22 protein-coding genes and 3 pseudogenes are annotated in these 20,961 nt (G+C 68.8%); 21 read left to right on the top strand and 4 right to left on the bottom strand.

What is annotated here, in order from left to right; genetic code table 11:
* Nucleotides 1-94: 94 nt before the first annotated feature.
* The gene (locus tag O3W51_RS40255; protein ID WP_269288782.1) at nucleotides 95-850 is read right to left on the bottom strand and encodes a DNA-methyltransferase; all 756 of its coding nucleotides are present in this window, start codon (nucleotides 848-850) and stop codon (nucleotides 95-97) included.
* A 513-nt stretch (nucleotides 851-1,363) separates the two neighbouring features.
* Here O3W51_RS40255 and O3W51_RS40250 point away from each other — a divergent pair.
* From O3W51_RS40250 to O3W51_RS40155, 20 genes and pseudogenes are all read left to right on the top strand, one after another.
* The gene (locus O3W51_RS40250; RefSeq protein WP_269288780.1) at nucleotides 1,364-2,476 is read left to right on the top strand and encodes a C40 family peptidase; all 1,113 of its coding nucleotides are present in this window, start codon (nucleotides 1,364-1,366) and stop codon (nucleotides 2,474-2,476) included.
* A gap of 120 nt (nucleotides 2,477-2,596) precedes the next feature.
* Complete coding sequence (locus tag O3W51_RS40245) at nucleotides 2,597-2,911, top strand: DUF6112 family protein (RefSeq protein WP_269288804.1); 315 nt, start codon at nucleotides 2,597-2,599, stop codon at nucleotides 2,909-2,911.
* Nucleotides 2,911-3,603 (top strand): hypothetical protein, encoded by a 693-nt coding sequence (locus O3W51_RS40240; RefSeq protein WP_269288779.1) that lies wholly within the window; start codon nucleotides 2,911-2,913, stop codon nucleotides 3,601-3,603. Before O3W51_RS40245 ends, O3W51_RS40240 begins: the two co-directional genes overlap by 1 nt.
* 32 nt (nucleotides 3,604-3,635) lie before the next feature.
* On the top strand, nucleotides 3,636-4,955 hold the full coding sequence (locus tag O3W51_RS40235) for an SCO6881 family protein (RefSeq protein WP_269288778.1): 1,320 nt from the start codon (nucleotides 3,636-3,638) through the stop codon (nucleotides 4,953-4,955).
* Nucleotides 4,956-5,035: 80 nt separating this feature from the next.
* Nucleotides 5,036-6,508 (top strand): SCO6880 family protein, encoded by a 1,473-nt coding sequence (locus O3W51_RS40230; protein WP_269288777.1) that lies wholly within the window; start codon nucleotides 5,036-5,038, stop codon nucleotides 6,506-6,508.
* Nucleotides 6,505-6,912 carry a hypothetical protein gene (locus O3W51_RS40225; RefSeq protein ID WP_269288775.1) on the top strand — a complete coding sequence of 136 codons (408 nt, stop codon included), beginning with the start codon at nucleotides 6,505-6,507 and terminating at the stop codon, nucleotides 6,910-6,912. The genes O3W51_RS40230 and O3W51_RS40225 overlap by 4 nt, the downstream gene beginning before the upstream one ends.
* A 35-nt stretch (nucleotides 6,913-6,947) precedes the next feature.
* Nucleotides 6,948-7,094, top strand: a complete 147-nt coding sequence (locus tag O3W51_RS40220; RefSeq protein WP_269288773.1) for a hypothetical protein — start codon at nucleotides 6,948-6,950, stop codon at nucleotides 7,092-7,094.
* 53 nt (nucleotides 7,095-7,147) lie between these two features.
* Nucleotides 7,148-7,612, top strand: a complete 465-nt coding sequence (locus tag O3W51_RS40215; protein WP_269288772.1) for a DUF6238 family protein — start codon at nucleotides 7,148-7,150, stop codon at nucleotides 7,610-7,612.
* A 22-nt stretch (nucleotides 7,613-7,634) separates the two neighbouring features.
* Nucleotides 7,635-9,140, top strand: a complete 1,506-nt coding sequence (locus tag O3W51_RS40210; RefSeq protein ID WP_269288771.1) for a VirB4 family type IV secretion system protein — start codon at nucleotides 7,635-7,637, stop codon at nucleotides 9,138-9,140.
* A 53-nt stretch (nucleotides 9,141-9,193) separates the two neighbouring features.
* Complete coding sequence (locus O3W51_RS40205) at nucleotides 9,194-9,679, top strand: hypothetical protein (RefSeq protein ID WP_269288769.1); 486 nt, start codon at nucleotides 9,194-9,196, stop codon at nucleotides 9,677-9,679.
* A 136-nt stretch (nucleotides 9,680-9,815) separates the two neighbouring features.
* Entirely contained in the window at nucleotides 9,816-10,385 is a 570-nt protein-coding gene (locus tag O3W51_RS40200) for a hypothetical protein (RefSeq protein ID WP_269288768.1), read from the top strand.
* 384 nt (nucleotides 10,386-10,769) lie between these two features.
* A complete protein-coding gene (locus O3W51_RS40195) occupies nucleotides 10,770-11,615 on the top strand; it encodes a hypothetical protein (RefSeq protein WP_269288767.1) in 846 nt (281 codons plus the stop codon).
* Between the two features lie 33 nt (nucleotides 11,616-11,648).
* Entirely contained in the window at nucleotides 11,649-12,416 is a 768-nt protein-coding gene (locus O3W51_RS40190) for a hypothetical protein (protein WP_269288765.1), read from the top strand.
* Nucleotides 12,417-12,468: 52 nt separating this feature from the next.
* Nucleotides 12,469-12,999, top strand: a complete 531-nt coding sequence (locus O3W51_RS40185) for a hypothetical protein (RefSeq protein ID WP_269288764.1) — start codon at nucleotides 12,469-12,471, stop codon at nucleotides 12,997-12,999.
* Nucleotides 13,000-13,009: 10 nt separating this feature from the next.
* The gene (locus O3W51_RS40180; RefSeq protein ID WP_269288763.1) at nucleotides 13,010-14,083 is read left to right on the top strand and encodes a hypothetical protein; all 1,074 of its coding nucleotides are present in this window, start codon (nucleotides 13,010-13,012) and stop codon (nucleotides 14,081-14,083) included.
* 24 nt (nucleotides 14,084-14,107) lie between these two features.
* The gene (locus O3W51_RS40175; RefSeq protein WP_269288760.1) at nucleotides 14,108-14,644 is read left to right on the top strand and encodes a hypothetical protein; all 537 of its coding nucleotides are present in this window, start codon (nucleotides 14,108-14,110) and stop codon (nucleotides 14,642-14,644) included.
* Between the two features lie 109 nt (nucleotides 14,645-14,753).
* Nucleotides 14,754-15,269 carry a hypothetical protein gene (locus O3W51_RS40170; RefSeq protein WP_269288757.1) on the top strand — a complete coding sequence of 172 codons (516 nt, stop codon included), beginning with the start codon at nucleotides 14,754-14,756 and terminating at the stop codon, nucleotides 15,267-15,269.
* A 48-nt stretch (nucleotides 15,270-15,317) separates the two neighbouring features.
* Nucleotides 15,318-16,088: a glycosyltransferase family 2 protein gene (locus O3W51_RS40165; protein WP_269288802.1), complete on the top strand. Its 771-nt coding sequence runs from the start codon at nucleotides 15,318-15,320 to the stop codon at nucleotides 16,086-16,088.
* A gap of 430 nt (nucleotides 16,089-16,518) precedes the next feature.
* Nucleotides 16,519-16,971, top strand: a pseudogene (locus O3W51_RS40160) (pyridine nucleotide-disulfide oxidoreductase); the annotation flags it as partial.
* Nucleotides 16,972-17,232: 261 nt separating this feature from the next.
* Nucleotides 17,233-18,486 carry a hypothetical protein gene (locus O3W51_RS40155; protein ID WP_269288755.1) on the top strand — a complete coding sequence of 418 codons (1,254 nt, stop codon included), beginning with the start codon at nucleotides 17,233-17,235 and terminating at the stop codon, nucleotides 18,484-18,486.
* A gap of 61 nt (nucleotides 18,487-18,547) precedes the next feature.
* On the opposite strand, the pseudogene O3W51_RS40150 reads toward O3W51_RS40155, so the two are convergent.
* From O3W51_RS40150 to O3W51_RS40140, 3 genes and pseudogenes are all read right to left on the bottom strand, one after another.
* Nucleotides 18,548-18,691: pseudogene (locus O3W51_RS40150) on the bottom strand (transcriptional regulator); the annotation flags it as partial.
* Nucleotides 18,675-18,904 (bottom strand): annotated as a pseudogene (locus tag O3W51_RS40145) (transposase); the annotation flags it as partial. The pseudogenes O3W51_RS40150 and O3W51_RS40145, both read right to left, overlap by 17 nt.
* A 10-nt stretch (nucleotides 18,905-18,914) precedes the next feature.
* Complete coding sequence (locus tag O3W51_RS40140) at nucleotides 18,915-20,282, bottom strand: hypothetical protein (RefSeq protein WP_269288753.1); 1,368 nt, start codon at nucleotides 20,280-20,282, stop codon at nucleotides 18,915-18,917.
* 464 nt (nucleotides 20,283-20,746) lie between these two features.
* On the opposite strand from O3W51_RS40140, the gene O3W51_RS40135 reads away from it, so the two are divergent.
* A partial coding sequence (locus tag O3W51_RS40135; RefSeq protein ID WP_269288751.1) for a hypothetical protein occupies nucleotides 20,747-20,961 on the top strand: 215 nt, incomplete at its 3' end.

The raw sequence follows: 20,961 nt of genomic DNA, 5'->3' as shown, positions 1-20,961 counted from the left end.
GGCGGCGAGCGGCCACCCGTGGGGACCACATGACGTGAGTGGCGGCCCTCGCTCTGGGCGGGAGATGGTGTCGACTCCCGCCGCAGTTGTGGCGTCAGGCGGTGAGCACCATGTCGTCCTGGGTGAGGGTTTCGCGGATCGTCGCGGTGAGCCGGTCGGCCGCGATGGACGCGTACTGCGTGGTCTTCTCCACGCCGATGAAATCGCGGCCTTCCATCAGAGCGGCGACGCCCGTGGAGCCGGAGCCGGCGCAGAAGTCGAGCACGGTGCCGCGTTCGGGGCTGATCTTGACCAGCTCGCGCATCACCTCGACGGGCTTTTGCGTGATGTGCTGGCGCTTGGCCCCCGACGGCTGCGAGGCGGAATACAGGCCCGGCAGGTAGACGGGGTTTCGAGAACCATCGATCGCACCGTTGGACGCCCACACGATGAACTCACAGTTCTGGGTGAACCGACCCTTTTGGGGACGGGCCTGCGGCTTGTGCCAGGCCAGGACCCCGCGCCACAGCCAGCCCGCCGCCTGGATCGCGTCCGTCGTGACGGGGAGCTGACGCCAGTCGGTGAACAGCAGAGCGGTCCCACCGGTCTTGGTGAGCCGCTGAGCCTCGGTCATGACCTGCGTCAGCCAGAATCCGTACGACCTCTGGTCCATGTTCTCGCCGGTGAAATCCGGCAGGGTGTGCTGGGCATCCACGGACGTGTACTTCTGCTTCGCGGAGCGCGTCGTGCGCTCTTTCGCGGTCCGGCCGCCCGAGTTGTACGGCGGGTCGGTGATGACGGAGTCAACGCAGTCGTCCGGAAGGCCGGCCAAGACGCTAAGAGCGTCGCCCTGGTGAAGGGAAAAAGGCAAAGAGGAACCCCGATTCGGCTAGGAGAGCGCGGAGAGCACTGCCCGTCTCGCAGAGGATCCCCCGCAGGCCAGAATTGGGCATACAGAAGCCCAGGGGCCGCAGAGCGGGGAGGGAGAGGGAGTCCAAAAACTATAGAGGTGAATTCGCCGACGACCAAGAAGTCCTCTCGTGAGGGTTCGGATTCCGACCCCTCGAACCAACTTTTTGGTCAACCGCCAATCCCGGTCTACTGTTTTTGAACCAGCCGGCGCACACCGCCGTCGACCATTCCTCCTTACCTTGCGGGAGATGTTCACCCTGCCCCGGCATACCTAGCTCAGGGCCCGGATCCGCGGAGCGAGCGGCAACTCGCCTGCGCCGGCCGTCTCGATTGCCCACCTCCGGCCGCCGCGCCCTTCCACCACACCAGCGCGTACGCGGCACGCCGGACACCGCACCCCGAAGGACACGACCATGACATCTCGCTACCCGCCCCTGCCCGAAACTCCGGACCGGCGAGTGGGCCTCACGGGTTGAAGGCGCTCGCCGCCGGCATCGGCGTCGTCGTCCTCTCCCCCCTCCTTATCGCTGGAACGGCCATGATGCTGGCCTCCTCCAGCGACGCCGTCCAAAGCACTGGTTCCCCCAGTGACTGCCTCAATGACGCCGACACCGACGCCGTCAGCAAGCAGGTCACCGCCATCCTCGACGGCGCGTCCGGCAAGGGCATCCAGATCGAGGGCCTCACCGTGCCCAAGGAGCAGATCCCCAACGCCCAGACGATCGTGGCCACCGGGATCAGCCTGCATGTGCCGGTGCGCGGGCAGATCATCGCCATCGCCACCGCGATGCAGGAGTCGCGACTGCGCAACCTGAACTCTGGGGACCGCGACTCGCTGGGCCTGTTCCAGCAGCGGCCCTCGCAGGGCTGGGGCACCGCCCAGCAGATCCGCGATCCGGTCTACGCGTCCAAGCAGTTCTACCAACACCTGTTGAAGGTCAAAGGCTGGCAGCAACTGACCGTCACGCAAGCCGCCCAGGCCGTGCAGGCATCGGGCTACCCCGACGCGTACGCGCAATGGGAAAGCCTGGCCACCGCGCTGCAGACCGCCATCGCCAAGACCTTCCCGAACAGCAGTGAAAAGCCGGCCGAGGATGGCGAGACCCATGCCTCCGGTTGCGGACCTGGCACCGACGGCTCCGGATACGGACGCATCCCCGAAGGCAGCGTGCCCAAGGGATACAAGATCCCGTTGGACGCCGACCCCAAGGCGCGCATAGCCATCGAATGGGCCATGTACCAACTCGGCACGCTCTACCAGTGGGGCGGCAGCTGCACCGACTCGCACGGCCCTGACCCGATGGGCCGCTGCGACTGCAGCTCCCTGATGCAGCAGGCATACGCCCACACCGGCATCCAGCTCCCCCGCACCACGTACGACCAGGTCAACGAGGGCAAAGCGGTTGCGCCCAGCCAGCTGCAGCCCGGTGACCTGATCTTCAGCCGCGGCACCGCGAGCCGTCCCGAGCATGTCGGCATGTTCCTGGGCGCGGGCCTGGTCATCGAGGCGCCGCGCACCACCAAGCCCGTCCGGATCACTCCGATCAAGGACTGGGCGATCCTCGCCGCCCGCCGCGTCGTCTGACGCCGCACCCCGCCCGGACACCGTTCCGGCCGGACTCCGGACGGCGGCCGATCTCGCTGCCTCCAGCCCCCATTCCCCCCGCAGGTTCCCATCTGGCCTGCGCACGCAAGGAGTCCCGCCATACCCCTGTCCCTCGCAGACCGCGCCACCTACCTCGCCTACGACCCCGGCACCGCGCCCGCGGAAGGCGGGCTGCCAGGACTGTCCGTGCTGAAGAACGTGGTCAACAGCATCAATCTGTTCGGCATCGTCGCCGTCGTCGGTGCGCTGGCCGTATCGCTCGCCGTGTGGGCCTGGGGCCACCACTCCGGCGGCCACCAGGCCGAAGCCAACGGCAAGAAGGGCGCGACCGTGGCTGCAGGCGCGGCCCTTGGTCTCGGCGCCGCCAACGGCATCGTGATGTTCTTCAGCACGCTGGGGTCCCAGGTCAAGTGATGCAGAAACGTCCTCCCTCCTTCGCCCTGGCCGGCCGCGCAGTCGACTGGTCAGTGAAGCGGCGGGTAACGATCGCCGCGATCGTCATCGCCGGTCTGCTCGCGGTCGCCGCCACCACCGCCTGGCTCTCCAGGGGCGGTGACCAGCACGACCCTTCCAGCGCGCCCACTCCATCGGCCGCTAGCAGCGCTTCACCGTCCCAAGCCGTGCCTACTCCGGCCGGCGGCACGGGCTCGGTTCCCAAGCCACCGCCTGTCTCCGAGCCGGTCACCTATGCCAAGGCCGCCGCCGCGATGCTGTGGTCCTACAACGCCCGTGACACCAGCCGTGACCAGCAGCTCGCCGGCATGGACGCGTGGATGAGCAAGGAGAGCAAGTACACGGACTGGCAGTCGATCTCGGCGCAGGTCCCCGATCCGGTGCTGTGGTCGCGGATGGCCGACAACGAGCAGCACGCCACCTCCACCGTCACCGAAGCGCACTACCCCTCGGCCTTCAAGCAAGCCCTCGCCGACGACCCAACCGCAATCACCGAGGCATACATCTACGCCGTCACCGTCAACGGCAAACAGCAGATCGCCTGGAAAGGGGGTGGCAGCGGAGCCGAAGACCGGGCCGTGACCCTCGCCGTGCAGTGCCGTCCCTCCCACGACTGCTCCCTGGTCGCCATCGCTCCCCGCGTCGCGCCGTGACGCGCCCCGACTGAGAAAGGACGCGTCCACCCATGGGCTTTTGTGACATTCCCGTCGCGGGCAAGCTGTGTTCCGTCGGCGACGCCGTGGACTTCGTGAGCGACCCGGGCAAGGCGATCGGCGACTGGATGGCCAAGTCCGCCGGCGAACTCGCCGCCACCTCGGCCGATCTTGCTGCCACAGCCGTCAACACCACCACCAAGGTCGACCTGAACGCACCCTGGTTCCGCGACAACTACCAGATGCTGCTACCACTCGGCCTCGTCCTGCTCGTCGCCACCTTCTGCGCCCAGCTCGTCCGAGCCGCGATCAAACGCGACGGCCAGGCCCTCACCCAGGCATTCACCGGCACCGCCTCCGGTGTGATCTTCGCGTTCGCGGCCATCGCGCTGACCACCGTCGCCATCGAGGTGGTGGACGCCCTGTCCGACGGCCTGTTCAGGGCCTCGCACCTGTCGATCGAGTCGGCCGTCCGCCGTATCGTCATGGTCTCCGAAATCGGCGTTATCTCCCCCATGGGCTGGCTCATCGCCACACTCGCCGGCCTCGGCGCCGCCCTTGGCGCCATGCTGTATTGGTGCGTGATGATGGTCCGCAAGGTCGGCATCCTCGTCATGGTCACCCTGGCGATCTTCGCCAGCGCCGGCGGCGGCTGGGAAGCAACCCGCCGGTGGCGCCGCGGCTGGATCGAAGCCACCGCCACCCTCGTAGTCTCCAAACTCCTGATGACCGTGATCTTCGTGCTCGGCATCGCCGCCATGGGGAAGACCGAGGCGAAGGACGGGATCGGCGCCCTCGCCGACGTCATGTCCGGCATCGTGATCATGGTCATGGTGCTGCTGTGCCCGTACGCGGTCTTCAAATTCGTGCACTGGGCAGCCGACGGCACCGACGGAGAGTCCATCCACCGTGCCGGTGGAGCCGGAGCCCAGATCGCCAAGCAACACGCCGAGAAGGCCGCCCGCAAGGCCGCAGCAGCAGCCACCGCCGGAGCCGGCGGCGGCGCGGCAGCCGGAGCAGAAGCCGCCCCGCAGGGCCCCGACGCCGCAGGCGGATTCCCCGGCGACATTGCCTCCAACCCGACCGGCGGGGACGGTGAAGGTGCCCCGCCCGGCCTCGAGCAGGCAGTCCAGCCCCCTCCGACGAGCGTGACCGACGACACCAACGCCCCGATGGGCGACACGGGACCGAACGGTCCCGGAACGAACGCCCCGCCCAACCAGGGCGGCGGATGGCAGTCCGCCCCGCCGACCACCACCCCGCCGCCCCAGGGCGCACCGCCGCCCACCAGTACGCAGCCCACCACGACCAATGGGACGGCCCCACCGCCGGCGCCCCCTGCTGGCCTCTGACCTCCTGCACGCTGTCCGGGGGCGGGGCGTGCTCCGCACCTCCCGCCCCCGGCCCCATCCGCGACCCCAGGACCCGCCCCTTGACTGACCTTTCTGTCGCCCCGGTCACGGTGAAGTTCCCGCACCGGTCCCGCCGCGGCATCCTCCTCGGACTCTCCCTCCCGCAACTCCTATTGGTATCCAGCATGCTGGCGCTGCTGCTGATGACGGTGGTCTCCACCGGGCTGCTCGGCGCCGTCGCCCTCGCCCCGCTGTGGGCTGCGGCAGGTGCGCTCGTCGTGATCCGCCGACACGGCCGCTCGCTGATCGACTGGGCGCCGATCGTCGCCCGCTACGCACACCGCCGCCGCACCGGCCAGACCCTATGGCTCGCGCGGCCCGTCACCCGGCCCCGCCAGGACGGCATCTTGCACCTGCCCGGAACCGCCGCCTCCCTCAGGGTCGTCACCCCCGGCGATTCCGCCAACGGCGCTGCCGCCGTGTACGACCCGCACCGCCAGACCCTGACCGCCGTTGCCCGCGTCACCAGCCGCGCTTTCGCGCTGCTCGACCCCGCCACCCAGAACCACAACGTCAGCAGTTGGGGCCGGGCTCTGGCGGGTATCGCCCGCATCGGGCATATCGCCACCGTGCAAGTGCTGGAGCGGACGGTGCCGGACAGCGGAGACACCCTTACCCGACACTGGGCCCACAACGGTCAGCCCCAGACGCCGGTCGCCGGGCAGATCTACTCCGAACTGGTCTCCTCGGCCGGCCCCGCCGCCGCCCCGCACGAGACCTACCTCGCCATCTCCCTCAACCTCAAAGCCGCCAAGCGCCTGATCTCACAGGCCGGCGGCGGACTGCCGGGTGCGTTCACCGTCATGGGGCAGACCACCACGTCCATCGCCCAGGCCGCCCGCAACGCCGGACTGATGGTGACGGGCTGGCTGAGCTCGCGCGAGATCGCCGCCGTCATCCGCACCGCCTACGACCCCAAGGCCCTCGCCGCGCTCCAGCAGTGGTCCCCGGCCGGTCGCGCCGAAGCGGACCCCGCAGCCGCCGGACCCGTCGTCCAGGTCGAGGAGTACGACCGGCTCGCCACGGACTCCGCCCGCCACGCCACGTATTGGGTGGAGAACTGGCCCCGCACCGAGATGGGAGCGGGATTCCTGCACGGCATCATGTTCACGGCCGGGGTACGGCGCACCCTGTCCCTGATCTACGCACCGCAGGGGCTGGAGTCCGCGCTGCGCGACGTCCAGCGGAAGAAAGCCGCCATCATCGCCGACGCGAATGAACGCGCCCGCCGGGGACAGGTCGACAGTGAAGAAGACTCCGTGGAGTACGCCGACGTCAAGACGCGGGAGCGCCAGCTGATCGCCGGGCATGCGGACGTGGCCCTGACCGGCCTGGTCACCGTCACGGCCGGGACCGACGCCCTCCTCGACGCCGCCTGCGCGCAGATCGAAACCCATGCCGTCACCTCGGGCGTTGACCTGCGGCGGCTGAACTATCAGCAGCCCGACGCTTTCACTCTCGCCGCGCTTCCCCTCGCCCGGACCGCCCTATGACCCGGACACCTCCCGCCGCCGATCCCACTCCCCACCTGATGGACGAGATCCTGGCCCTGCTCACCCCCTTGCAGGCCATCCAGCATCGTCACCAGGAGCTACTGGACGCCCACCGCACAGCGGACGGGGACGTGATCGAAGAACAGCGCACCGAGTACGAAGAGGTGCGCGAAGCAACGGCCATGGAGGCCAGCGACACCCTCGACGTCGTGATCAAGCGCCTCGAACTGCTGGCCGCCGTCCCCACCCGCCGCGCCTTCACCCCGCACTCACCGGCCCCGGCCACAAGGACGGAGAACAGCCCTTCCTGTTCGTCGTCCATGCCACCGACCTCCACGATGCCCACCGCACCCTCTACGAACTGCCCTCATTCCAAGCATGGTTGCAAGACGCCACGGCCGTAGGCGCTCACAGTCCTTCACCCGGGGACACAGCGTTGGTGCCCGAGGAGAGCCACCCCGGGGCCCGCGCCCCCGGCTCGTACAACGACCTGCGCCACGAGCAGGCTCGCGTCCTGGCCCAGCGTTCCCCCACCCAGCCCACGGCCACAGCGGCGAAGCCGAAGGCACCGCGCCGTTCGCGCTGACTAACCCCCCGCCCACCGCCGGCCCTGCCTTGTGGCAGGAAGGACCACCACCTTTGACCTATCGCACGCGTCCGGACGACGCGCACCCCTACCTCCGGGCCGCAAGCGCCGGAGTCCGCTATCACACCCGCGCCCTGGCACGGCCGACCGCCATCCCTCCCGTACCGGTGGATCGTGTGCACCTCGACGTGCTGCACGCGCACCTCACCGCCCTGCACCGCCTCCTGGACCAGCTCGCCGAGACCACCCGGCCACCACACCCCGCCGCAGGCCGCCACCTGATCACCGCGCACACCCGCCTGTGGCAGGCCACCGCCGAGATCCACTCGGCCTTCCACCTGCTGCCCAACAACACAGCGGCACCAAGCGCCGAGGCGAGCGAGTGCCATCCGGAGCGCCTGCTCGAAGGACCACCCGTGCTGACCATCTGCCAGCGCCACCTGGCCGCCGGCCACAGCATCCGCCGCAAGACCACCCCCACCGACCTGCGTCCGCACACCACGGCCTGCGTTCGATGAGCCGCCGAATGGAGGGCACCCGATGACCAACCGGCCTGCCCGCCGCGCTTCCGCGTCCGCCTTGTTCACCCCGCACGGAGGCGACCGGGCCAGCCGCAAGGCCGCCCGGCGGCAACTGGCGGAGGCCACCGCCAAGGCCCACGCCGATGCAAGCGTCCATCCGGCAGGCACCGCACCCGCCGAGAACGTGGCACCCGCCGCGCTCTACCCCCCGAGCGGTCGGCCCGGAGCCGCCTCGGCCCGCGGGAACCGGTTGAAGCTGCCCGCGCACCGCATGACGACCGCCGTGGCCGGCGGTGCGTACCCCTTCCTCGCCGAAGGCGGCCTCGGCGCCGAAGGCGTCTACATCGGACGCGACGTCCACGCCGAAGCGTCGTTCGTGTTCGACCCGTTCGCCCTGTACGGCAAGATCGACGGGTTCACCAACCCGAACATCCTGCTGGCCGGGGTGATCGGCCAGGGCAAGAGCGCGCTGGCGAAATCGTTCGCGCTGCGGTCAGTCGCCTTCGGCTACCGCGTCTACGTTCCCTGCGACCCCAAGGGCGAGTGGACCGCAGTGGCGCTGGCCCTGGGCGGGACATCCGTCGCCCTCGGTCCTGGCCTGCCCGGCAGGCTCAATCCCCTGGACGCGGCACCGCGGCCGGCGAGCATCTCGGCGGCCGACTGGGTCGGGGAAATCCGCAAGCGGCGCCTGCTCCTGCTGGGCTCCCTCGCCCGGACCGTCCTCGGCAGGGACCTGCTGCCCATGGAGCACACCGCCCTGGACATCGCCCTCGACGCCACCGTCACCCGCGCCACCGCCACCAACCGCACCCCGCTCCTCGGCGACGTCGCCACCACCCTCAACGACCCCGCCGCCCTCGACGAAGCCGCCGGAATGATGTCGGGACGACTCGGCGACGCGGCCCGCGACCTGGCGCACGCCATGCGACGGCTGATCCACGGCGACCTGGCCGGCATGTTCGACGCCCCCTCCACCGTGACCTTCGACCCCAGCGCGCCGATGCTGACGATCGACCTGTCGCAACTAGGCGGATCCGGCGACGACACCGCACTGGTCCTGGCCATGACCTGCGCCTCCGCCTGGATGGAGTCCGCGCTCACCGACCCCAACGGCGGCCGGCGCTGGATCGTCTACGACGAGGCATGGCGCCTCATGCGCCACGCCGGCCTCCTGCAACGCATGCAGGCCCAATGGAAACTTTCCCGCGGCCTCGGCATCGCCAACCTCATGGTCATCCACCGGCTGTCCGACCTGCTCACCGCAGGCGACGCCGGATCCCGCGGACGCGCCCTGGCCGAGGGCCTCCTCGCCGACTGCAGCACCCGCATCATCTACCGCCAGGAAACCGACCAGCTCCACGCCGCGGCCTCGCTGCTCGGCCTGACCTCCGTCGAGATGGACGCCATCGCGCACCTCAACCGGGGCCGCGGGCTCTGGAAGGTCGCCGGACGATCTTTCATCGTCCAACACCAACTGCACGCACTTGAATTGTCGCTATTCGACACAGATGCTCGGATGCATTGAGTCTCTCGTGGGTTCACGAATTGCGACGTCAACGTCACCAAGGAGGTGCGCTCATGCCGAGCCCCACCACGCCACCTGCCTCGACCGCGCGGGCCGCCCTACCTCGGCCGTTCTTGCCGCAAAGCACCTCAGCAGCCGGGTTCCTCGCGCTCGCCTACGCCTATCTACTCGCCTTCAACTTGCTGCAGCAACTCGCAGCCACGACGAACGCTCCAGCCCCTGTCCCCTACCTGTTCCTCGGCGTCATCGACGGCTTCATCACCTTCGCGATCTACGCCGCGGTACGGCTGCGTCCCGACGAGAACAAGGAAGCATCCGCGTGGACCATGGCGGTACTCGCGATCATCGTTCGTGGCATCACGGTCCTCGTGCTCGGCGTCCTAGGCACACGTCAAAGCCCGGGGAGCAGGTGGCAGCCCGCAGACGTCGCCACCACATGGATGTCTGTTGTGGCGCCTCTCATCCTTGTTCTCGCCGTACACCTCTACGCCCTGGTCACCCAGAACGCTGCAGACTTCGAGCAAGTCCGAGAGCGGTGATGCCCGATGACATCTCGGCAGCTTCGGCACGCCACGTCACCGACGGCCATGACCGGCATTCGTCCCGGCTCCGCTCGCTCCGTCCTCGCCCGTCGGGCAACCAACCCACACCCTGGAGAAGGACAGCGAAGCGTTCATGAATCCCAGTATTGAGCGGCAGCTCATTCCCCGAGGCGACACGGTTCGCCTGATCAACCAACTGCAGGAATTGGTGCTTCGGCTCAAGGACACGGCTGAGCAGATGCGGTTGCTCACGGACGCGGGGCGTGTTCCGCAAACGCCGGACTTTTCCTCACTGATCCAGCATGCCGCCGAGGCACAGGGCCTCTCCCACGAAGTCGTCAACCTGGCTGCCCAGTTCACCCAGACTCCACACAGCACGAACCGCGCCGGCAGCGCCGTCCTGGCCCACCTGGCGACGGCCGCCACCTTGTCGGCCTTCGCCGCACCGCACTTCGCCGAGACGGCAGAGGCCGCCCTTGCCCTGCCCCGGTCCTGTGGCCCGACCGACCGGCAGTACGCGGAAAACCGCATGGTCATCGACCACGCCACCGCGCGCGCCTACCTGCGGCGCACGTCGGACTCGCTGCGCGACGCGGTCAAGGTACTCGACGAACACCTCGACCTCCACCGTTTCTTCCCGACGCCATCCCGACCGGACAGCCCGGCGCTTCTGCCGCCCAAGCCGGGCACACACCGCTTCTAACCCCCGTCGGCGCACCCCTCCCGGCATCCCCTTCCCAAGGAGTCCCCTGAACCGCCCCACCCATTTCAGCGACGCCGACTGGGCCGAGTACCAGAAGAGCCAGGCCGAACACGGCCACCACATGGCACAGATCGCCGATCACGAAGCCCAGATGGAACATGACCTGCCCTGCGCCTACGACGCCTACGAATTCGACTCCACCGCCCCAGCGCGACCCGAGCAACAGCCCCATCTCGCCCCCCGGGACCCCGCGCCTTCGCGCACTGACTCCCCGCAGGCGCAACCGTGGCTGCTGACGACAAAGGGTTTCCGGATTCCTTCCCCGTCGCGCGCCGCGTGCCTGCCGGCACTTCGCCTCTCGCACCGCTTCCCGACCACCGCAACGTGCACACCGCCTGGTGGCGGGAGCTGTGGGGGCGCCACGCGCACATCACCACACCGTTGCGACAGCTCGGGATGGAGTGCGACATCGAGTTCGGTCTCAGCGCATACATCGTGCACGTATCGCTCCCCGACAACAGCTACCTGATCATCGGCCCACCGCAGGAGCCTGCCTCCGAGCATCCGCCGGGGGATCCCGAGGGGTGGATCGTGACCCGTCAACACCACGACAGACCAGAGTTGTTCGAGCTGATCTACGACTCGGTCCCCTCGACCGACCCCGGCGCCCCTGAACGTCCCGAAGCCCGCCACAGCCGCAGTGCCACGCAGGTGATCGAGGCCATCGACCAACGGCTCACCCAACTCAGTCTGTTGCCGGCGCCTCCCGCGTCCACCGGAAGCCCGAGCATGCCCACCGCAGCCCAGCCCGAAGCACCGGAACCTCCCGCCGAGGTCGCAGACAGCACCGCCGGTTACGTCTACGGCGACGCTCTCCTCGCGCTCACCGACCAGCTCAACGGAGCCGGCTCGCACGCCGAGGCCGCCGCGCTGCTGCACCAGATCCTGGACCCGATCAACGGCCTGCTGGAACGGCTCGGCGAGTTCTTCGAAGCAGCAGGTGAGAAAGCCAAGGAAGCCGAGCAGGACGACGGCTTCGACCTGTCCTACGACCTCGCCGACGCCGCTGCCGAGATCCGCAACCTCGGGGAAGTCCTGCACGTCGCCGAGGACCGGATGCGGGCGCTGACCCCGCTACCGCCGGCGCCCCGACCGTCGGCGGCCCTTCCCCGGACTTCACCCTTTCCCCCGCCGGCCCTCCCTTCGGCACCGCCGGGGCACACACGCTGATGCCGGCACACCGCACTAAGCCCCCAGGACTCCATGACCCCACCCCGCACCGATCTGTCCACATTCGCCAATGGCCTGGCCGCCCGGCTGCCCGGCACCTGGACCAGCGACTACCAACGCCACGCCACGTACGCGGACCAATTCTCCCGGACCGAGCAGCTATGGGACCTCGGCCACGTCCAGCACATCGTCAGCCAGTACGTCCTGACCCACGACGCCGTCCTGCACGGCCCGGACGGGCAACGGCTCTACATCACCGACCGACCGCACTACCCGCATCAGTTCGTCGTCGCACCGCTCGCCCCGGACGACGACGAGACTCAGCCGCATCACTTCGAGGGGGTCGCGGAGCCCAACGGCATCGCCGTCCCCAACAATCCCGCGCGCGCGGCAGCCCGCGTCGACCGCCGGGTCCTGCCCCGCTACGAGCAGGCCCTGCAAGTGGTGCGCGACAACGCCGCAGACCAGCCTGAGCCGCCGCACCGGCCCGAACCGCCGCAGGTCGCCCAGGTCCTCACCTTGACGGTGTACGAGGACGGGGCCCTGGGCGCACCGTACGCAAGCGTGCCCGAGCAGGCCCGCACGACGCTCTACGCCTGCGGTTTCCAGTACCACCCGCACCAGGCCGCGATCCTCCTGCCCGCCACGTACAGCGAGAACGGTCGGATGCTCCGTCTCCAGGCCGTCTTCCGGCTGCTCACGGCCAAGGGCATCGGCGTGAACCTACGACACGCCGCCCCCACCAGCAGTCCTGCGCCCCCGCCCACCTCGGGGCAGGCCGCCCGCACGTCCCATCGGTGATCCGCTCCTGAGCGCGCCTCGCGGAGTTCACCGGCTGTCCGACCTCGACGCCATGAGCCAACTGCGGTCCCTGGCCGAGCGCATCCACCAGGCCGCCGACAACATGCCCTTCACCAACGCCCGGCACTGCGTCAATGACAATCTCGACGAGCTGGAAGACCGGATCCACGACATCGCCGGACTGATCATGCATGTCACCAGTGCCGCCGCGTTCGCGCACCGGGTCGTCAGCGGCCATGCCGGCGCCAAGGACGGCGTCACCCAGCGCAGAGTCACCGCGCTGACGCAATCCGTGGCCGCCCTGGGGTGCGTCGTGGCCGATCTCGGGGCAGCCGTCGCCCACGCCGGCCTCCTGCATCAGGCCGCGCCTCTCCAGGGCTCGCCGAAGAAGGCCGATGCCCGGCAAGTCACCCGCTCCGCCCTCGACCATCTGCTCAACAGCGCCCGCGATCACCTCTATCAGGCAGCACACCAACTGCGCCTCGACGCGGACCACCTCGCCCCGACACCGCTCACACCCCGACGTGCGCCGGCACCTGCCGCCGCTCAGGCCGTGAGCCGCTCTTCACCCCGTACGCGCTGACCACACCCCGTTGACCTTTGGAGTCCGTATCCGCATCGCCCGCCGCACCCTGCCGCTGATCACCGGCGCCGCCTGCCTCACCCTGGCCCTGGCCGCCTGCACCAACGGCAGCAGCTCCTCCCCCGCCGCACCGACCCCCACCACCAGCTCCGTGGCAAAGCCCGCACCTGCCCTCAGCGCCGCCCAGGCCAAGGCCGTCATCGCCCGTTACTCGGTGATCAACAACAAGGCCAATGCCACCGACGACCGCGCCCTGCTCAACACCATCGAAGACGATTCGATGTATGCCATGTCGCTCGCGGAGTACACGGAATACGGCGGGCTGACCAAGGCCGAGCGCAAGCCCTACACGCCGTGGTCCTACGACCTGGCGAGCGCCCGGCTGTACATCCCGCGGGTCACCGCCGGCCAGTCCCGCTGGTTCGTCGCCGCGCTGTCCACCGCGAAGGGCAAGGCCCCCTCCCGGCTGGCCGTCTTCTCCGAGCAGCCGGAACACCAGCGGTGGGAGATGGTCTCCGTCACCGACCTCGACAACGGCACCCTGCCTTCAATCGCGCTGGACTCCGACGGGTACGCCACCGCGGTGGCGCCCAACGACCCGCGGCTCGCCGCCGGCGCAGACCTGCTGCGCAACGGCGTCCTCGACAACTTCGCCACCGGCGGCACCACCACCGGCCAGAAGGTCTTCGCTCCGACCGAGGCGAGCAAGCGGCAGATCAAGGTTCACGTCGAGACCGGCCGCCAGTACGGATCCCAGGGCACCAGCGTGTTCGCCGGAACCGTCAACAGCTTCCCGGACGCCTACGCGCTCAAGACCACCGACGGGGGCGCCCTGATCCTCTTCTCCCACACCCACACCCAGACCGACACCGTCGCCCACGCCGGGCTGGAGATCATCCCGGGCAAGGACGACCGGGCCTGGCTCCACGACATCCCGCGCCTCTCCATTCGATACACCTTCGTGTGCGACGACGCCGCCACCGTCCCCGCCAAGGGCGCCCCTTCCCGGCTGATCGGCTACACGTGCGCCCGCACCGACGCCTCCGGCCCGCCGTCCACACCCCGGCAGTCGGACCGCGCATAAGCCCTGCACTGCCGAGGAGCACTCGTGTCCCACCCTGATTTCGAGCTGTACGACAACGCCGGCCGCGACGCCGAACAGATCAGCGCCGCTCGCTACGGCATCGCCACCCGCGCCGACCTGCTGCGGTGGGCTCGGCGGGACGCCGCGCCCTTCCTGGCCGAGCACCCGCTGCCGGACGGACCCCTACCCAGCCCGGACCCGGCCCCTTACCTGGCTGCACTCGCCGCGGCCCAGACGCCCGCCGAGGTCCACGCCGTCACCAGCCGCCTCCTGGACGCCGCTGAACCCGCGCTCCGCGCGATGAGCGACTACCTCCTCGCCGCCGCCCAGTGGCGCGGTCAGCACCGCGAGGCGGCGAAGGACTCCCCACCCAAGCTGCTCCTGGAAGCGGCCAGCCGCAGCCTGTCCGCCCTGGCCATCGCCGACCACGCCGACCTGGAAGCACTACGGGCCGCATACGACCCCGCGCCGACGTCCAAGAACCAGGCCCCCGGCCCTCCCTCGCTCCCGCCGAGCAGCACACCACCCGGTCAGGTTCCCCCGCACCGCCCGGCGCGCTGACCTGCCCCAACCCACCTCCGACCTGGAGACCTCCCTGTCCACACGCGCCTTCATCGCCCGCCCCACCGATCGCACGGGCTACAGCGGCATCTACGTCCACGTCGACGGCGTGCCCAGCCACCACCTGCCGTTGCTCCTGACCGCCTACCAGCACCGATTCCGTCGCAAGTTGGAAGCCATGTCCCATCACCTCATCGACACGGTGGCCATTGGCTGGGACGAGTTGGGCACCGACCTTCTCGACGGGGCCCCGCTCTCGCTCATCGCCGGGCTGACCGGCGGCGCGCAGTGGCCCAGCCGCGCGCTCGCCCACGTGATCACCCCGGACGGCTCCCCTCCGGTGCGCATGACCGTCACCGACGACACCGCCGACGCGCAGGGCATGCAGTGGGGCTACGTCCTGCACGAGCAGGGGATCGAGGTGATCAGCCTGTACCACCAGGACCTCGGCCCGATCGTGAAGTGGTCCACCGACCCGCGCACCCTCTTCAGCGACGATCGCGAGCTCTGGTTCTGCGACGAGCCCGCCCCGATCATCCGGTCCGTGCAGAACACGCCGCCCCTGGGCCCTCCCACATCGGCCCCGGCCAAGACCGGCATCCAGCGCCCCGCCACGCGCCGCTAGCCCTCCCCTCGTTCCCCGGAGACTCCTCTGCCCCCGCACACCACGCCCCTGATCACCGTCGTCATCGCCAGTCGGCTGCGCGAGGACCGGCTCGGCTACCTGACCGCCATGCACGCCAGCCTTACCCGGCAGTCCGTCCCCTGGCAGGCCCTGATCGCGCTCGACGGGGTCTCTGCTGATCGCCTGCCTGCACCGCTCGCCCAGGACCCCCGAGTCCGCACCCTTGCGCTGCCCCGCCCGGTCGGCGCCGCCTGCGCCCGCAATCTCGGCCTCGCCCAGGTCCGAACCCCGTACTGCAACTGGGCCGACGACGATGACGAGTTCACCGACGACGCCATGTCCGTGCGCCTGGACACCCTGGAGTCAGCCGGGGTGGGCTGGTGTGCGGGGTGGAGTGAGGACCTGTATCCGGACGGCTCGACCAGCCTGTGGCGGTGCCCCACGCCACCGGGTCGGCACGAGGCCGGCGACGTGTGGACGTACTGGAAGTCCCCGGCGGACACCATCCCGATCGGGCCGACCACGATCCTGGCCCGTACCGACCTCGTACGCGCCGCCCCGATGGGCGGCCTTGTGCAAGGTGAGGATTACTGCACGGCCGTCGGCATATCGAATCTCGCCCCCGGAATTCTGCTGCCAACTCCGGTTTACAGATATCGAAAGCACGCTGGCCAGCTCACGGCCCAGCGTGGATATGACGCGTTAGAGGCGGCGGCTCGCGAGCATGCCTGGCAGTACGGCCGCAGCCTGCGCTCCGCTCTCCGCAACCATTCGCCTCTAGGATCCGCCGCTTCGCTGACAATGAAGGCGATCCATTGACAATGGATTAACAAATCCGCGGTCCCATTGGCAATGACTACGTACCGTAGCGGACATTGTCGATGCTTTTCCGGTCTTCTCCAGTGCGTGGTGCCCGTCCTCCGTGCCGTCCTGGGTATGGCAGTACGGAGCACCGGCAGCGCCCCTCGTACGCGCAAGGTTCCTACGGCGTCGATTCGGTACGAGGACACGTCGGTACGTGAAGTGCCTTTACGTCGGCTGCGGTTGGCGGATTTCGTGGAGTTGAATCCGTGGCTCGGCCTGGGAGTTTCTGTGCTGCTGGGGGTGACCGGCTCCGCCTTCGCAGACGACCAAGACTTCAATCTGCGCATTAGGGCGGAAGACTGCCTGGACCAGGGTGCGCAGCCGGAGGATGGCGATGGGTGTGACCGACAATCAGGAGATCACGGAGATGATCGAGAAGATGCAGATCGACGGCCGCGCCCTGTTCGACGCCGCCACCGCCCGCCGCCGCGCCCTGGAGACCGGCACCCCGGACACCGGGGTCGCCGCGGGACTCGGCGACATCATCGCCGTCCCGCCCGTACGTGCCGCCCGCGAGGCCGGCCTGCTCCAGGCGGTGCCGATGTTCACCCGTCTCACCGAGGACGGCCCCATCTGGCCCGACGGGAGCAGCACCGCTGCGGACGCGATCATCTGGGTCACCGGCTTCCGGCCAGCCCTCGCCCACCTCGCCCCGCTCCGTCTCCGCGATCGAGACGGCCACATCCTCAGTGCCGGCACTCGCGCCGTCCAAGAGCCCCGCCTGCATCTGCTCGGTTACGGGGACTGGACGGGGCCGGCTTCCGCGACGCTCATCAGCGTCGGCCGCCCCGCCCGCGACGCCGCCCGTGCTGTCGCCGCGCTCGTGGAAGCCGCCTGAACTGCGGGTTCCTGGCGGCGTTGGCAAATCGCTCGCGCACGCACGCTCCGGCGAGGAGCATCGTCCGTATCCGGCAGGTGACTGGATGCTTCTCCGCTGCGGATGCGCCGACGGTAAAGCGCGAACACAGGGCACGGAGGCGATAGGTACATGGATCCCGTGGCACGGCTGCTTGTTCTGGACCCGCACACGCAGTCCGCGGTGCTGTGCCATCCCGAACAACGACGCAACATCTCCATGGTCACCACCCTGCTCCGTGAGATGGATGCGGCCGGGCACGAGCCGAGCGCGCTGTTCAACTTCCAGACCCGGCTGTTCCACGCCTCCTACCGCGCCCAGCAAGCCGCCGGGGACATTACCCGCGCGCTCAAGAGACTGGGACAAGGCAAATCGCCGGGCTGGCCGGTCTCCCGGGATGCCGACACCCACAACTTCGCCGCTCCCCCCTGGGTGCTGGCCTGCAGGCCGAACGACCCCGATCGCGGGGCCTGGGAGCGGGAACGGATTGTCGCCGACCGGGTGGTGCGCCAGCTGCGCTGCGTGGGCGACGGCCTGGCCTGGCGGGTATGCCGCTACCGGCGCGAATACATGATCGCCCTGTCCCGTCACGACCCCGCAGGTCCCTTCGTGGGCAAGGACGGACTCGGATACGAGATCGGGCGGGTCATCGACTACTACCAAAAGAACGGCAAGTTCGCCCTACTCAACGACCTGACATCGGTCCTGCGCCACTGCGATGTCACCGAAGTGCGCAACAGCCGGTACCAGGAACTGTGCGAGGTCAAGGCCCGGCCCACCCGCACAGCACGGGCCAAGGCTGCCAAGCAGCGGCGGGAAGCCCAGCACGCCCTGCTGGTCGCCGACGGGATCGAGCCAATACCTGGCATCGACGGCGGCGCGCTCATCGTGCGCTCCCACGTGCAGCTGCGGACCCATGTGCGGGAGCTGACGGCGGTCTTCGACCGCGCGGAACGCGACGGCCATGCCGTCGCGCGCGTCGGGGACCGGGTGGTACGGGTCTTCCACGGAGGGGTGACGGATCCGATCGCAGCACTTCAGCAATCGGAGGAGCGGCATCAGGCGGCGCTTGCCCGCTACCTGCCGCAGCCGATGCAGCCTCTGCGCGTGCTGATGAACGATGCTGCCGCCAGCGACCCGCTCCTGGCCCCGTACAGCATCTACCCGCTGCCCGCCGGGCAGCGGGCCGCCCTGATCTGCGACCATCTCCTGGTCGAGGTCACACTGAGCGCGCAGGCGCTGCAGCACAGCTTCCGCCAGACCGGCCTGGCCGCGCAGATCCTGCTGACCGCGGCTGACCCCGATAGCGAAGCGGTCATGAAAGTGATCGGCACGAAACGGACCGCGACGCTCTACTCCCCGGCGGTACGCCAGCTCCTGCTGGAGTTCATCCACACCCGCTGCTTCGTGCGGGCTTTTGCAGCCGAGCTCGCCCGCCCCGGCCGTTCCCGCCACAACCTGCTGACGTTCAGCAATGAACAGGCGGCGTGGCGCTGAACCACACCTCTCGGCGCCGGCGGCCTCGCAGCGTAGCCGGGCCGTCGAAGCCCGCGCCGTATCAATCAGTCGGCGCCAGCGCCCCGGACAACGCAGCCAGCACGGACGGCGCGACCCTGTAGTAGGCCCAGGTCCCACGCCGCTCGGAAGTGAGCAGACCGGCCTCGCGCGGCTTCTTCAGGTGGTGGCTGACACCAGGTTCCGTCCGCCTCCCAGCGGGCGAACCGCTCGCAGGCCGTCTGCCACGGCCCATTGCGTTCTGGCAGTTCACGCCACGAAGCACCCGTCCGCCAACGCCACAACACCCCGATAATCACTGCCAATGATCACGTCACGGCCGCGTACGACCATCAACACCTGACAACAGGGGCGCTACGCGTTCCCACGCCATGTCCGTCAGGTCCCCACGACCCACCACAAGATCGTTATCAGAGGTCTTCGCCCGTGCTGAGGAAGACCGACTTGAACAGGTCGGCCGCGTCGACGAGGGGCTCGGTGGGCACCCGGAGCTCACCACTGGTCACCGCGTCGTTGCCGTCCTCGGTCAGCTCCCACGAGACCTCCACCGAACTGGCCTCAGGGTCCTTCGCGATGATGACGTAGTCGTCTTGGTCGCTCGTCCAAACTACGTTCGGACGGAACGACTCCGGAGTGAGCACAACTTCGGCGTCCCCGCCGTGGGTACTCCAGGTCACGGGATAACCCCGCGGGATGGGTCGGATCGCCGAGGGGGCGAAGCTCGACGGGAACGGCATGTGGCGCCCCAGCACTGGTTCGACGACCTTCTCCAAGTCTGCGGCGTCCGGATCGAGGTAATCCAGCACTTCGCAGTTATGGAACGTCAGAATCAGGTGCGGCTTGGAGACGAAACGACCGCGGCTGACCACCTGGACGCAGGCACCCGACATCCCGACGCCTAGGAAGTGCTCCCGCCCCTCGGCGATGTGCTCGGCTTTCTTGCTCCGCCATGCGGCGAGCGCCTGCTCCCGGTCCTGCTTCGACAGCGGCTTCGGGTTGCCAAGGAAGCTCGACGGCAGTGTCAACAGCGCCGAGCCGCGAGTGCCTTCATCCGGTGTCGGCTGCTTGCTGAACTGCTCTTCCTCATAGCAGCGCAAGCTCTCCAGGACCTCGTCCACACGGTCGACCCTGCAGATCGGACCGAGCACTTGTACCTCAAGGTCAATCGGTGGCCTCCCGCCCCGGCGGACGCGCTCGACGAGGGCGAGGACCTCTCCGGAGCGTGCAGGCCGCGTGTTGCTGGTGCCTCGAACGTAGATCGCGCCGTCTGCAAGGCTGTCGCGGCGGTCGTCACTCTGATAGCTCTTGTGACACGGAAAGATCGTCTGGCCATCCTCCGGCGGCTGGGCGATGACGAAGAGGACCTCGTGATCGGAGTCGATGCCGATCCTGCCGAACTCGAAGGCCGGGAACTGGGGCCCGAGGTAGGGGCGGAGTCGGTCCTCAAGCTCGTGTGCCTCGGTTCCACGCGGCACTCCGGGAGCACTGTTCTTCTGTACGCCGATGACCAGGACCGCGTAGCCGTGGAAGTGTCGGGCCGCCTCCCCCGGACGCCGGTTCGCTGCGCCCAGAAGGAACTTTGCGATCTTGGCCGCAGTCGCCTTGCTGTTCATGTCGAGAGGGCTCTTGACCTCAAGGTAGGTCGTCTCAGCCTCATCGCCAACAGCGACTACGTGCCCAAGAACGCCCCGCAGGGCGCGCTCACCAAGTGGGATGACGCTGGTATCGAGAGCGGAGTTCCCGGCGTCTGAGTCGTCTGAAGGCAAGAGATCCCGCATGGGCCGATTCTGCCATTCATGACCGCCGGGCGGGATCGAATATCCGCCTTCGAGAAGCCTGGGCCGCGGTCACGGCGCAACATAGCCGACGATCGCCGGTTACCCCAACCGGCGATCGTCATGACACTTGAAGCTCCCCTCCAGCCACAGATCTCAGCGAGTCGGCACGCGCGTGGTTTGCAAAGCCGCCTCCTCGAAGGAGCAGCCCCATCTCTTCCATGGCCACGAGCCTGCCCGCACAAAGCGATGCCCGCTACTCACCGCGACCACCCAAGCATCGATCGCAGAGGCAAGTGCTCATGATCGGGCGACGAGCCCCACGACTATGAATGCTCACTGCGCTCAACACCCGAGGTAGCCGGAAATCGCGGAACCTACATCGCCCCAGCCCGCTGCCAGCGCCCGCCGGCGCTTGCTGCAGGACTGCCAGCTCGCGCGCACCGCTGACACTCAGGATCACCGACATGAGCACCCCTCCCGAAGCGGAAATCTTTCTCTCGACCAGCCACACCCACGGCCTTGTCGCCATCACCTCCGGCGAGAGGTTCCTCGCAGGGCTTCGGCGTGAAGTCGGTATGACCGGTTCGCGATCATGGAATGTCCAGAATGTGCAGCGGTCGGGTGGCGTCGCGGGCGTTTCTCCGGAGGGCGGCGGCGATGCATTGTCGGCCGATGAGGC

The organism is Streptomyces sp. H39-C1 (genome assembly GCF_027158125.1).
Lineage (GTDB): Bacteria > Actinomycetota > Actinomycetes > Streptomycetales > Streptomycetaceae > Actinacidiphila > Actinacidiphila fildesensis.
Note: the sequence above shows the minus strand (reverse complement) of the source record. Positions and strands in the feature narration are given on the sequence as shown.

Excerpts from the sequence above, each read along its gene's own strand:
- O3W51_RS40240 (WP_269288779.1), top strand. The coding sequence starts at position 2,911 with ATGCAGAAACGTCCTCCCTCCTTCGCCCTGGCCGGCCGCGCAGTCGAC.
- O3W51_RS40235 (WP_269288778.1), top strand. The coding sequence starts at position 3,636 with ATGGGCTTTTGTGACATTCCCGTCGCGGGCAAGCTGTGTTCCGTCGGC.
- O3W51_RS40225 (WP_269288775.1), top strand. The coding sequence starts at position 6,505 with ATGACCCGGACACCTCCCGCCGCCGATCCCACTCCCCACCTGATGGAC.
- O3W51_RS40210 (WP_269288771.1), top strand. The coding sequence starts at position 7,635 with ATGACCAACCGGCCTGCCCGCCGCGCTTCCGCGTCCGCCTTGTTCACC.
- O3W51_RS40205 (WP_269288769.1), top strand. The coding sequence starts at position 9,194 with ATGCCGAGCCCCACCACGCCACCTGCCTCGACCGCGCGGGCCGCCCTA.
- O3W51_RS40200 (WP_269288768.1), top strand. The coding sequence starts at position 9,816 with ATGAATCCCAGTATTGAGCGGCAGCTCATTCCCCGAGGCGACACGGTT.
- O3W51_RS40190 (WP_269288765.1), top strand. The coding sequence starts at position 11,649 with ATGACCCCACCCCGCACCGATCTGTCCACATTCGCCAATGGCCTGGCC.
- O3W51_RS40185 (WP_269288764.1), top strand. The coding sequence starts at position 12,469 with ATGAGCCAACTGCGGTCCCTGGCCGAGCGCATCCACCAGGCCGCCGAC.
- O3W51_RS40155 (WP_269288755.1), top strand. The coding sequence starts at position 17,233 with ATGGATGCGGCCGGGCACGAGCCGAGCGCGCTGTTCAACTTCCAGACC.
- O3W51_RS40140 (WP_269288753.1), bottom strand. The coding sequence starts at position 20,282 with ATGCGGGATCTCTTGCCTTCAGACGACTCAGACGCCGGGAACTCCGCT.